General features: G+C 39.6%; 10 protein-coding genes, 1 other RNA gene and 2 pseudogenes. 2 read left to right on the top strand and 11 right to left on the bottom strand.

The features are described 5' to 3' along the window. Positions 1-88: 88 nt before the first annotated feature. The 3 genes from ACZ1G6_RS05195 to ACZ1G6_RS05185 all read right to left on the bottom strand — a co-directional run bounded on the left by ACZ1G6_RS05195 (position 89) and on the right by ACZ1G6_RS05185 (position 4674). Positions 89-751: a hypothetical protein gene (locus ACZ1G6_RS05195; RefSeq protein WP_472618355.1), complete on the bottom strand. Its 663-nt coding sequence runs from the start codon at positions 749-751 to the stop codon at positions 89-91. Next, complete coding sequence (locus ACZ1G6_RS05190) at positions 752-1663, bottom strand: class I SAM-dependent methyltransferase (RefSeq protein WP_472618354.1); 912 nt, start codon at positions 1661-1663, stop codon at positions 752-754. A 107-nt stretch (positions 1664-1770) separates the two neighbouring features. Then, positions 1771-4674: a TonB-dependent receptor domain-containing protein gene (locus tag ACZ1G6_RS05185; protein WP_472618353.1), complete on the bottom strand. Its 2904-nt coding sequence runs from the start codon at positions 4672-4674 to the stop codon at positions 1771-1773. 307 nt (positions 4675-4981) lie between these two features. Here ACZ1G6_RS05185 and ACZ1G6_RS05180 point away from each other — a divergent pair, with 307 nt between their 5' ends. Continuing rightward, positions 4982-5254, top strand: a complete 273-nt coding sequence (locus ACZ1G6_RS05180; RefSeq protein ID WP_472618352.1) for a late competence development ComFB family protein — start codon at positions 4982-4984, stop codon at positions 5252-5254. Positions 5255-5265: 11 nt separating this feature from the next. Here ACZ1G6_RS05180 and ffs read toward each other — a convergent pair. Beyond that, positions 5266-5362, bottom strand: an RNA gene (gene ffs, locus ACZ1G6_RS05175) — signal recognition particle sRNA small type. A gap of 90 nt (positions 5363-5452) precedes the next feature. Next, positions 5453-6502: a Glu/Leu/Phe/Val family dehydrogenase gene (locus ACZ1G6_RS05170; protein ID WP_472618351.1), complete on the bottom strand. Its 1050-nt coding sequence runs from the start codon at positions 6500-6502 to the stop codon at positions 5453-5455. 251 nt (positions 6503-6753) lie between these two features. On the opposite strand from ACZ1G6_RS05170, the gene ACZ1G6_RS05165 reads away from it, so the two are divergent. After that, on the top strand, positions 6754-7212 hold the full coding sequence (locus ACZ1G6_RS05165) for an Lrp/AsnC family transcriptional regulator (protein WP_472618350.1): 459 nt from the start codon (positions 6754-6756) through the stop codon (positions 7210-7212). A 24-nt stretch (positions 7213-7236) separates the two neighbouring features. On the opposite strand, the pseudogene maiA reads toward ACZ1G6_RS05165, so the two are convergent. The 6 genes and pseudogenes from maiA to pspA form a co-directional block, all read right to left on the bottom strand. Further along, positions 7237-7891: pseudogene (gene maiA / locus ACZ1G6_RS05160) on the bottom strand (maleylacetoacetate isomerase). 21 nt (positions 7892-7912) lie between these two features. Beyond that, complete coding sequence (tyrR, locus tag ACZ1G6_RS05155) at positions 7913-9469, bottom strand: transcriptional regulator TyrR (protein WP_472618349.1); 1557 nt, start codon at positions 9467-9469, stop codon at positions 7913-7915. Positions 9470-9615: 146 nt separating this feature from the next. Then, positions 9616-10409: pseudogene (phhA, locus tag ACZ1G6_RS05150) on the bottom strand (phenylalanine 4-monooxygenase). Positions 10410-10584: 175 nt separating this feature from the next. After that, positions 10585-11061: an envelope stress response membrane protein PspC gene (pspC, locus tag ACZ1G6_RS05145; RefSeq protein WP_472618348.1), complete on the bottom strand. Its 477-nt coding sequence runs from the start codon at positions 11059-11061 to the stop codon at positions 10585-10587. Further along, positions 11058-11294 (bottom strand): envelope stress response membrane protein PspB, encoded by a 237-nt coding sequence (gene pspB / locus ACZ1G6_RS05140; RefSeq protein WP_472618347.1) that lies wholly within the window; start codon positions 11292-11294, stop codon positions 11058-11060. Before pspB ends, pspC begins: the two co-directional genes overlap by 4 nt. A 107-nt stretch (positions 11295-11401) precedes the next feature. After that, positions 11402-12109, bottom strand: a complete 708-nt coding sequence (pspA, locus tag ACZ1G6_RS05135; RefSeq protein ID WP_472618346.1) for a phage shock protein PspA — start codon at positions 12107-12109, stop codon at positions 11402-11404. Positions 12110-12297: the final 188 nt, after the last annotated feature.

Raw genomic sequence — 12297 nt, 5'->3', positions numbered from 1 at the left:
AAATTATCGTGTGTATCGTGTAAGAATAAATCTATATCTAAGGCTTTTTTATAATAATAAACAGCAGATTCTAATTTACCTACATCGCTTAATGCATTGGCATAGTTATGAAAAAACTCGAGTCGCTTAGGCCCATCTCGTCAAGTTGCTTAAAATACTCAATCGCCTTATCTGGGCTGTTATTCATTCTTAATAATAGTGCGTACTCATGCGTAATCTGTTTGTTTTGCTTATGAAGATGCGGTTCGAGTATTGCTAATGCTTGGGCTAAATCACCATCAGTTTTAAACATTCTTGATTTATGTAAATACAATGAAGGAATATCCAGCTTATGCTTAAGTACATGGCGCTCAAGGCTTGCAAACTCATCATTAAAACCTTTAGTTGCGTATAAGCTTGCTAAGTTGATAATGGGGTCAATATAATCGGGCTTTATGGCTAAAGCATGTTGATAATACCTATTTGCATTTTCAAATTGATGTAGTTTTTTGAAGACATTTCCCAAACTGTTGCACAACGAGGGATTATGCTGGTTTATCTTAAGTGCTTTTTCCAAAAAAGTTTTAGCATGATCAAGCTGACCAAGCTTTTCATGCGCAACACCATGTAAAAATAACACGTCAGGATGACAATCGTTAAAATCATATGCTTGTTGAGTCAATCTTAACGCATTATCAAACTGCTTATTATGAAGTGCCTTTAAGGCAGCCTGCAAAATATTTATTATGTCGCGAGGTAGTTGACTAGTCATTTACGCTTGCTTTGTCCCACTTATATGCCACGCTACGGGCGCCTGTCCCTGTTTCATAACAATTGGAATAGGTGTATTCATCGTAACTTTATTTTGAGCAAGCAATGCTTCAATCTCATCTAAATCCGATTGACTAAGACAAGCTTGTGTCATGCTTGTTAACCTTGCATGGTTTGACGCGACTTGCCTTTTTGCCTCTTCAAACCACTGAATTAATTGATCGAAAGGAAATTGATTAAATTGGGAAAGTAACTGTTTAACGCCTTCATATATAAAAAGATGATGGCCAGTATTATGTTGAACACAAAATTGACTTACTTTGGGTTCAATAGACATAAACTCATTAACAGTTGTAGACACGATTTGTTTATTATCCTTTTTAAATGCCATAGCAACCGCTAGACCTTTTTCGATAAATTGTAAATCAATGATAAGCGATAAACCTGCTAAGTTAATTTTTGTATTGTGGTCAATGTAACCATTTGGGTAATGGCTCAATATTGTAAATTCAGCCCCAGGTTTTAATAATCTTGCTAATTCTTTGAACGCCGGCAGGCCAGCATATTCAATACCAAATTGACTACAAACCACATCAATACTACCTGACTCTAACGGTACATTACTTAAGTCACAAACGATCGTGTTTGCATTAGGATGTTTTGACGATAAGGACATTAGGGCTTCTTTTGAAATATCTGCACCATAATAAGTGTAATACTCAAGGTTTGTAATGTTGTGAAATATTGAACCCGCGCCACAAGCGAAGTCAATAATTTTTGACCCTTGGCTGATATTTGCAAAATACTCTTCCCAGAAAAGAGAGATTGTCTTATTTTTTTGTCCGAGTTCGTTGGCAAACACTTCCGATTCGTCTTTGCTCTCTTGCCAATAGGCTAGCCAGTCCTTTTTCATGATCTACTCAATGTTTTCATCTATTTGTATTCTAGCATTAACCTAAAACAAAAAAGAGAGCCGAAGCTCTCTTTTTTATCTAACTAAATGTTAGTTTCTAAGATGTCTTAGAATGATGCGCGTAGGCTTACATAGTAAGTTCTACCAAATACATCATATGTAGCAGGATATGTATTTGATTGCTCATCGTTGTCACCAATTACTGGTGGTTTTTCGTCAAGTAAGTTATCGATACCAGCAACAACTCTAAAGTTATCATTGATAAAGTAAGTACCCGCTAGATCGAAGTAGCTAGTGCCATCAATCTTCTCAACTGTAAAGTCAGTACCGTCATCATCATCAGATACTTCACCAACATATCTCCACAATAATTGAGCAGTATAGTCGTCAGTACCTAAGGTAAATGTCATTCTGTGCTTATACTCTGGCGTAGGTTCGCCACAGTTTGCGCCAAAGTTACCAGCACACTGAATTAGGTCAGGTGAACCAGCAAATGGTAGGAAGTCACTTTCGTCAGTGTAAGTACCTAAGTAATCGATATCAACATCACCAAACTCTGTCTCAAGGCTGTAGCTTGCGATTACGTCAACACCAGCAAGGGTGATTGATGCAACGTTTTGGCTAAGCGTTTCAACGAAGTCAATAGTACCGTCACCACGTCTGTTTACTACGTCACAGAATGGACCACCAAGACCAGAACCTTCACGAGTTGAATCGTAACAAGTCGTAAGAATGTTGTTTGTACCACCACCGAAAGCGGCGACAGCATCTTCAATCTCAATGTCGAAGTAATCTACAGAGAAAGAAAGATTTTCAACGATGTCATCTACAACGAAACCAACAGTTAATGTTTCCGCAGTTTCTTCAGTTAGATTCGGGTTACCACCAGCTAGTGAACGAACCTGACCAGAAGCTGGGTTTAGGCCGTTACTAAATACTGCTGCTGCTGGAACGCCAGTCGCGATACATAAGCTACGTAATGCTTCAGTTTGGTCAAGAGCACCGTTACCTGCACATGGATCACTTGCGCCTGGGAAGTTTTCGCCTTGTGGAGAGAACAATTCACCGATGTTTGGAGCACGTACCGCTTCGTTGAAACCAGCACGGAAACGGAAGTTTTCGTTAATTGCCCAAATACCTGACAATTTAAATGCGTCTACAGAACCAACTGTTGAGTAATCTTCTGAACGGTAAGCAACATCTACTGAAAGTAAATCAACAAACTCAACACCTTCAATGATTGGTAAGTTTGCTTCAACAGAGAAACCAGAAACAGTGAATCCACCAGCTAGAGCAGGAGAACCGTTGAAACCAGCAATTGTGCTAGCCGCTAAATCCTGTGAAGGTAAGAATTCAAACGAATCTTGTCTGTGCTCGTAAGCAAATGCGATACCAATTGGACCACCTGGTAGTTCGAAGAACTCAGCTGAGTCACCAGATAGTGAAGCACCAAAGATTTTTTGTTCGAACAAGGCAGTTGAAGCAACCGCTGTTTTTAGGAAGTCAGCAGCATCTTGAGAGATATTACCAGCACCAAAGATATTCATTGGAGCACAACCGATAGTTGAGCCATTTGCAGACGTATCGGCACAAGTAGGCTGACCGTCAGCACCAACGATTACGTTACCGTTTTCGCTAGCAAGTAATAAAGCTTGGTCAAAACGACCACGGTTTACGTTACCTAACTGAGCTGTAGAGTTGTTAACTTTACCAGTTTGATAGTATGCGTCGTAGTACCAATCAGAATCAGCAACATTACCACGGACACCTACTTGGAACTGGTAAGATGTAAACGCATCTTCTGAACGACGAGGTCCAACTTCTTCAAGACGACGACGTACAAGTGCACGTGCTTCATCATCAATACCATCACCATCTGTATCAACACCAAGACCTATCGCATCAGAAATCACTTGCTGTGCTTCTGGTGTGATAAACGGGTTGTTATCAAGAGAGAAAGTTGAAGTTTGGAAGATTGGCGTAGGCGCTAACTGAGAAGGTACACGGCTATCAGTAAACATGATACGACCATATAACTCTGCATTTTCAGAAACTTCAAAACTACCTAGAGCAGTCGCTTGGTGACGCTCTTGAGGAAGCTGAATATAGTTAACAGGTGCGTAGTTATAGAAATCATTAACATCGCCACCGGCAACAAATGGACGTACACTACCGTCTTGACCAAAGATAATACCATCTGAGTCAGGAGAGAAAGTGCTAAAACCACTGTTGAAAATTGAAGTATCTGGTACACCAGATGAACCGCCTAGCTCTAGACCAGTTGCATCGCCGTTATCAAACAATGCTGTTTGAGCGAAATCTCTATCGCCTTGGAACAAATCTTCACGATCTGTGTAGCTCAAGTTAAATACAACGTTACCACGACCGTCAGCGAAGTTACCACCGATTGTGAAGTCAGCATTAAAGATTTCTGCATCGCCTTCTTCAGTGCTTTCATAACCAGTTGCTACTTCAACACCTTCAAAGTCATCTTTAAGGATGAAGTTAACAACACCAGCAACAGCGTCAGAACCATATACTGCAGATGCACCACCAGTTAGTACTTCAACGTTTTTGATTAGTGCAGTTGGGATAGAGTTAATATCTACCGCGCCGCCTGAAGTTGTTGGAACAGCACGAGTACCGTTAATAAGTACCAATGTTCTGTTTGTTCCTAAACCACGTAAATCAACAGTTGCTGTACCGTTACCAGGGTTATTTGAAGTTCTGTCTAGACCTGGAACAACCTGAGGTAAAGTATTTAGAAGTGATTCAGTATTGATAGTATTGGTTAGTTCAAATTGCTCTGAGCTAACAACTGCAATCGGAGCAGCAGACGCGAATTCTGCCTTTCTGATACGTGAACCAGTTACGTTAATTTTTTCAATTGACTCTTCTGCAGCGTTGCCTTCTTGTGCAACTGCTACTGAGCCAATACTTACTGTTGACGCGGCAGCGCCGAACACGCAAGCGAGCTTTATAGCTTTAGCTAGTTTTGTGTTAGTAAACATGATGTCTCCCTAGACATTAATATTTTTATGTTTTTTGCCGTTATTATACGACTTTCTATAACATGGGCTTTTCCCACTGCCCTATAATATACTTAATTTCTTCCTGTGGTCAATTATATCAAGCGATAGAGACTAAAGAATGATGTTTTTTTTGACTAAAGCGCAGTTAATTGCAGCCGATAGCCTGATTATGATGGGGTACAAGGGTGATTTTCGTTAATTCTATGATTCATATCTCGACGGACCTCAGTACTGCAAATTGCTCAATTCTTAAGCAAAATTATCGTTAGTTATTTAGGAGTAACATGTGAAGCTTGATGATGACATTCATAATTATTACGAACACCTGGTCCTAGAACATATAGACGAACTGGGCCTAACAAAAAGCAAATCTAGTGATTATCTAGCAGATTTAACATGTTTAACACTAAACCAGCTACCTCCGCGTTACATTCGATATGAAGTAGATATGGCATTTTATATGCCAAACTCTGAGCGACAGCAAATGCGCATGAATGTGATTAATTGCGTCCAGGCCGGGGTGGAATTTTTAGATAATGTAAAGCATCAAGAAAAGTGAGATTGGGTGGCGAACTCCAGCCACTTCCCGGCACATAAGTCCCTTAGTACGGCTGCTCCCTTCCGGGCCTGACCGGGTTCCCAAGTTATTATTGCGAGAGAACCAGAGTTCACCATTGATTTGGCGCTACCGCCAAGGCCGAGCATTATGCCTATGCGGGTATTACATTGCAAGCCGGTCGCATCATATTTAGCGTGTTTATTTAAATTTTGCTTCTGCAAGCTGATTGGCAACAATTTGCGTAGCAAGTTGACTTCTGTTTGCTTCTTCTAATACTAGGGTCACCGTTTTACCAATATCTTCTAATTGGCTTTGCAAATATTGTTCTGTGCTATTGTCTTGAGTTTGATGGAATATATCGATAATACCGCCTGCGTTTATGACATAATCAGGGACGTAAACAATACCTTTGTTAAATAATACAGAGTCCAAGTCAGTACTTTGTAACTGATTATTCGCAGCCCCCGCGATGATAGGCGCTTTTATTTGATTAATTGTTTGCGCATTAATTGCTCCGCCCAATGCGCATGGAGCATATACATCCACATCCAATGTATGGATGATAGTATTGTCGACAATCGTAGCACCTAGCTCTTTTTGTGCAATTTTTAAATTTTCATCAAAAATATCTGAAACAAAAAGTATGGCGCCCGCTTTGTGTAAATGACGAGCCAGTCGCAAGCCAACATGACCTACGCCTTGGATAGCCACCTTTTTACCTTTTAAGTCACTGTTAAATCTGAAGTTGACAGCAGCTCGAATACCGCAAAAAACGCCGTAAGAAGTCGCTGGCGCAGGATTGCCGTCAGCTGGCTCACCCATCACAGAATACCGCGCATCCGCACCCGCGACAAAAGATGTTTGACTTGCCATATGATGAACATCTGAAACTGCAATACCAGAATCTTCAGCAATGACATAACTGCCATTAAAGGTGTCGACAAACCGCCCCATTGCTTGCATCAATCTAGGTGTTTTTTGTGTTCTGGGATCACCGATAATAACTGCCTTGCCGCCGCCTTGTGGCAAACCTGCCATCGCTGCTTTGTATGTCATACCTTTTGACAGTCTCAAGACATCAGATAAAGCATCGGCACTGCTTGGATAGTTAAACATTCTGCACCCACCTAAACTTGGTCCTAGGTTGGTATTGTGCACAGCAATAATTGCCGATAAGCCACTTTCTTCATCGTGTTTAAAAGAGATGTGTTCGTGCTTATCAAAATCAGGATGTTCAAAAACGGCCATCGAATTGCCTTATCATTATTATTTAGTCTATGTTAGCTGAATATGACGAGGACAGGTTTTGCAATTAAATGACCCTAATCAAAAGCATACAAAAAAAACTGATAAATGTTTTCTTTTTATAGGATATACATCCTATAATATAAGAATTGTTAGAATACGCCTCAAAGCACCACAATGGTTTAATACGGGCTTCTTTTAATTTACGAGTTTGGCTGATATCGGCAAAAACATACAAAAATAAGAACAAAGACATGAAATTAGATAAATTTGATCGAGAAATATTACGCGTGATGCAACGCGACGCAACTGTTTCAATGGCTGAACTTAGTCAATATGTGGGTTTATCACACACACCGTGTTGGCGTCGTGTAAAACGCATGGAAGCTGACGGGATCATTCGTCAAAAAGTGACGCTTTTAGATGCGAAAAAGCTCGACCTTGGTGTGTCAGTCTTTATCTATGTCACCTTGAAAAATCATGATGGCGATTCTCTTAATAAGTTTGAGAGTGCTGTACAAGAAATAGAAGAAGTCATTGAATGCCACACAACCAGTGGCGATAAAGACTATCTGCTTAAAGTTATTGTTAAAAGCATTGAAGAATACGAACAACTGCTCAAAACAAAGTTAACCAGTTTACCGTTAGTCGATCATCTAAGTTCGACGTTTGCTTTAAAGCAAGTCAAAAACACGACTGAACTGCCAATATAATTAAACTGCCGCACAAGAAGGGTGCTAAGTCGCATCGATTTGATTTTCAGGGGCCGCGTCTTGAAAGGCCTTCATACTCTGACAATTGTTATAGATCTTTTCAATAAGTGGGTAGTCAGATAACTGAATGCCAAATCGTAATGCATTATAAACTTGTGGCACCAAACATACGTCAACTAAGCTCACATCATACCCAATGCAGTACTTACCAGATCGGTTTTGCAGCCGTTGCTCTAAACTTGAAAAGCCTTTTTTTGTCCAATGATGCATCCAATTTTTGATATCGCTATCATTAGCACTAAAATCGCTTTTCAAAGTGTTTAATACTCTTAGATTCATTACTGGCTGCATATCACACGCGATATCTTGACTCATCATACGCACACGAGCTCTGTCTAGACGATGTGTTGGCAGTAATTTGGTATTAGATTCATATTTTTCGTCAATATACTCGATAATTGCCAAAGACTGATTAAGCGTAACGTCTTCGTCATCATCTACAAACGTAGGTACCAGTTGTGCTGGATTTAGCTTTGTATATGCTTGCGAATTTTGTTCTCCGCCGTCTTTTACTAAGGTGCACGGGCACATACTCATAGTCGAGGCCTTTTAAATTAAGCGCAATTCGAACCCGATACGTTGCTGAACTGCGCCAGTACCCATGTAAAAATAGACTCATTCTACTTAGTAACCTTGTGCTTTATTGTAATTTGACCGAGTGTTTTGAAATACCATACTCGCGTAATTTATTCGCTATAGCAGTATGACTTAAGCCCAGCTTTCTAGCAAGCTGCCTTGTGCTTGGATATGAAGGATACAAACGCTTTAACATATCTCTTTCAAATTTTTTCACTTCCTGTTCAAGTGTACCGTCAAAATTTTCATCAATATAGGTCACGCTTGCACTGCACGTTGGAAGTTGGATTTCTTCTTTGGTTATTTCGTTGCCATCCATGATAGAAATCGCACGATAAAGCGCATTTTTTAATTGACGGATATTTCCGGGCCACGGATAACTTTCTAGATAATCGATACACGGCTTGCTCAACTTAGGCGGTTGAATACCGAGTTTTTTAGAATGTTCTAACACAATATTATTGGCCAAGGGCACAATATCTGCTTTGCGCTCTCTTAGTGATGGAATAACCAGTCCCAGCACGTTTAAACGATAGTAGAGATCTTCTCTAAACGTGCCTTCTTGAACACTTTCGCCTAAATCCTTGCACGAGGTACATATGATTCTACAATCAATATACTTGACCCTGCTATCACCAATTTGATGATAAGTACCATACTCAAGCACTCGTAATAATTTTGCTTGAAGTTGCTTTGACATTTCTGATACTTCATCAAACAAAATGGTTCCGCCAGCTGCTTGCTCAAACAAACCAGCTTTACCCTCTTCTTTTGAAAAAGCGCCTTTGGCATAGCCAAATAGTTCAGTTTCAGCTACATCGTCAGGCAAAGATGCACAATTTAACGTCACAAATTCACCGTCTGATCTGCGGCTATTATCGTGGCAAGCTTTTGCGATTTGTTCTTTACCCGAGCCAGTATCGCCTGTGATCAGCATATTGCCATCTAGTTGCGACATACGCTTAGCTTCACGAATCACTCGCTTCATCGCAGTTGAATAAACCTCAAAGCTATCAAATGAGTTAGTATATGTCTTTCTAAGTGCGTTCATCTGAACGCCAAGTCTTACTTCAGATTTCAATAACAGTACACTACCTGCCAATACATTTTTGTCTGCATCAGAAATTAACACCGGTAAAATATCAGCGATATAATCTTGTTGAATAAATTTGATTTTTTCTGTAACCGGTTCGATATTTTTCTTACCAAGCCACTTTGAAAAATTAAAGCCTGTGATAAGGTCTTCAATGTTTAATTCTAAAATGGCTTCATCGGCTAACTCCAATGCAGCCCTGACAGCATCATTAAACAATATCACCTTGCCATTTGTATCGGTGGAGAAACAAGGATCTGGTAAGGTTTGCAACAATGCTCGCAATTGATTTCGTTCTCTTTCGATTGGCATAAAGGGCGTTGTCTTCACATCCTTTATCCCTGCTAGTAAACGAAGTTTTGGCATTAAATTTTGTAGATTTTCAAACTCTATCGTAGGGAAATCTAAGAATATTTTACCTTGCGCTTCTATCTCAATTCCACGCAAATCTATCTCATAATCTTTGAGAATATCTAAGATATTTTGAGTGATACCGGTGCGGTCTTCACAATTTATTTCTAAGCGCATTACCTTATCCTGTACTACTGTAAACATATATTGTTGTGTATGCTGATATTTACGATTGGCAGACAAATCAGATCAGGTAAACAGGCGTGAAAGTCGTGATTATTAAGTAAATTTAATAATCACGACATGAGGAGTGTAATTGGTGTTTAACTCGCTTTGGGCGCAAATTTAGGCTCGAATAAACCCAACTGTTTGGCTTTTGTAACCATCGACATAAGGTCAGCGTCGGCCAGTGCATCTAAATCATCGGCATTTTCAAGCACATAGTAAAGAGGTTGCATAATATCTATGCGATAAGGTGTACGCATTGCTGCAAGCGGATCTAATGCTTCTCGCACTGCATCAGAAGACTCTAATGCATGAATCGTTTCGCCATAGGTGAAGATAAGATACCGCCGCCATATATGCGCAAACCCTCGGGCGTTTGCATCAAACCAAATTCTACTGTAAACCAATACAAACGGGCCAAATACACCCTGTCTTCTTTATTCGCCGCTAAACCTAATTTGCCATAAGTATGGGTAAAGTGGGCAAATGCTGGATTAGTTAACAAAGGACAGTGGCCAAAAATTTCATGAAAGACATCGGGCTCTTGCAGATAATCAAACTCAGCTTCACTTCGAATAAAGGTCGCTACTGGGAATTGTTTATTTGCTAGCAGTGTAAAAAACTCCGTAAAATTGATTAAAGCGGGTACTTCCGCTGTTGTCCAACCGGTAGTTGCACTTAGTACTTTGTTGATGTCACCTAATTGCGGTATCTCTTGGCTAGTCATCCCTAAAAGCTCAATCCCATGCATGTATTGGTCACAAGCTCTTCCTTTAAGCAGCTTCATTTGTCTTTCATAAAGTCGACGCCATCTATCATGCTCTTCATCACTCCAATGTATAATACCGTTGTCATCAGATTGTTTTGAAACATATTGGGATTGCTTAGCCATAAATACCTATAGTGAATTGGTCTACGTTAATTTTGAGGTATCATAATCAATTAAAAGGCATTTGATGATAGTCAACATCATCATTAAACTGGTAATACCACGGATTTTTGTCTTCTATTGTTTACAAAAAAACCGAGTATATACTCGGTTTTTGTCGAAGGAGAAGATATTATTACTATAGTCGATTGATTTCTCGATTAAGCTGAAACTCTTTAGATGTTACGTAACTTTCCACTTTCCTTAGTTTCTCTTCAACGTGTGAAAAGCGTTGTTTTATCTCAGCTAATGCAGCTCTTGGTGGTTTGCCCGCTTGCCAAACTCTAGATTTCACTTCAACTTTATGAGAATTAGCTGAATGAGAGTTTCGGTAACCTTTCCCTGCATATTCTGCATCATTTTTAATCGACCCACTTCCATAGCTATTACCGCGACTTTCAAACTGTTGATGGTAAGCAGTTTCAGGCTTGTCATCTAAAATGAATACTGCTGCAACATAAGCGACAAGTACAAAAGGCCCTGCGAGTAATAAAAAGGCAGTCACTGTTAAAATTCGTACTAACCAAGTTTCAATTCCGAAGTAATCTGCTATTCCTGCACAGACGCCGGCGATTTTACCGCGTTGTTTGTCTCGATATAATTCTCCGCCTCTCATGCTCTGTTCCTCCAGTCAGGTGCCTCTGCATCCAAAATGCTTTCCAAGGTTTCAATACGGTCAGCCATCAACTCGGCTTTTTGAGCCAAGTTTTGAAGTGATCTAACTTCCGTTTCTGAAAGTCCCTTGCTTACTTGACGTTTGCTTCTATAGTGCAAGATTAGCCAAATAGGTGCCACAAACAACATAAATACAATAAGCGTTACGCCTGTTAATATAAAAAACTCTTCCATTTTCTTCTCCTAACTATTGAGATGAACAACTACCTGATTTATTTATATAGCTTACTGCGTAATCAAGTAGTTGAACAAAGACTATTTAACACTAAGGGGGTTCTTCCTTACGCTTTTTTCGTCTTACTTACTGCTGAGACGCTTGCCTTTTTTGGCTTGTCAGCGTTCATTTTTGCTTTTAATGCAGCTAATTCATCTTCAATTTTGTTATCTTCTTCTAAGCTAGCAATCTCATCCTTTAGACTACGCTTACCAACATCATAAGCTTCAACCTGTGACTCTAAGTCGTCGATTTTACGTTCAAATTGTTCAAAACGCCCCATTGCATTATCAACTGTGCTTGAGTCTAAACGTTTCTTTACTTCTAAACGTGAACTAACTGTTTTTTGCCTCATGATAATCGTTTTTTGGCGATTTTTAGCATCCGCTAGCTTTTCTTGAAGCTGGCCAGTTTCTTGTTGTAACTTAGCTAGCTCATCTTCTATTAACGATAGCTCGTTAGTTAATGCTTCTGCTGCTTCACTTGCTTTGCTTCGTTCTTGCAATGCAGCTCTTGCTAGATCTTCACGACCTTTATTAATAGCTAATTCTGCTTTCGACTCCCAGTCGGCGGCTTCAGCTGTGTACTTATTGATTTGATTAACAACATCCTTTTTGTTTGCTATCGTTTTAGCTGACGCTGAACGAACCTCAACTAAGGTGTCTTCCATTTCTTGAATAATTAGTCGAACCATTTTTTCTGGATCTTCAGCCTTATCAAGAATTGCATTGATATTTGAATTAATAATATCGGTAAAACGTGAAAAAATACCCATGGTATGTTACCTCTTTGGTTTAGTGCTAAATAATAGCGGTGGTGACTATTTACAATCAGTAAACTAAGTCTCTTGGCTATCTATATTCAATAATCTTGCCAACTTTAAAACCAAGCATAAGCTGTTGTTTTTAAAATCTTTTTATTGTTTTTCCAGTTTCACTACCTATTACATCTTTTTTAAAGTAG

This window comes from Glaciecola sp. HA4-3 (genome assembly GCF_055693685.1).
The sequence above is the reverse complement of the archived record's forward strand: the minus strand, read 5'-3'. Positions and strand labels throughout refer to the sequence as shown.

Bases quoted from the DNA above. Each gene is read 5' to 3' on its own strand.
- pspC (WP_472618348.1), bottom strand. From the start codon at position 11,061: ATGAGAGGCGGAGAATTATATCGAGACAAACAACGCGGTAAAATCGCC.
- ACZ1G6_RS05190 (WP_472618354.1), bottom strand. From the start codon at position 1,663: ATGAAAAAGGACTGGCTAGCCTATTGGCAAGAGAGCAAAGACGAATCG.
- tyrR (WP_472618349.1), bottom strand. From the start codon at position 9,469: ATGCGCTTAGAAATAAATTGTGAAGACCGCACCGGTATCACTCAAAAT.
- ACZ1G6_RS05185 (WP_472618353.1), bottom strand. From the start codon at position 4,674: ATGTTTACTAACACAAAACTAGCTAAAGCTATAAAGCTCGCTTGCGTG.
- ACZ1G6_RS05170 (WP_472618351.1), bottom strand. From the start codon at position 6,502: ATGGCCGTTTTTGAACATCCTGATTTTGATAAGCACGAACACATCTCT.
- ACZ1G6_RS05195 (WP_472618355.1), bottom strand. From the start codon at position 751: ATGACTAGTCAACTACCTCGCGACATAATAAATATTTTGCAGGCTGCC.
- pspA (WP_472618346.1), bottom strand. From the start codon at position 12,109: ATGGGTATTTTTTCACGTTTTACCGATATTATTAATTCAAATATCAAT.
- ACZ1G6_RS05165 (WP_472618350.1), top strand. From the start codon at position 6,754: ATGAAATTAGATAAATTTGATCGAGAAATATTACGCGTGATGCAACGC.
- pspB (WP_472618347.1), bottom strand. From the start codon at position 11,294: ATGGAAGAGTTTTTTATATTAACAGGCGTAACGCTTATTGTATTTATG.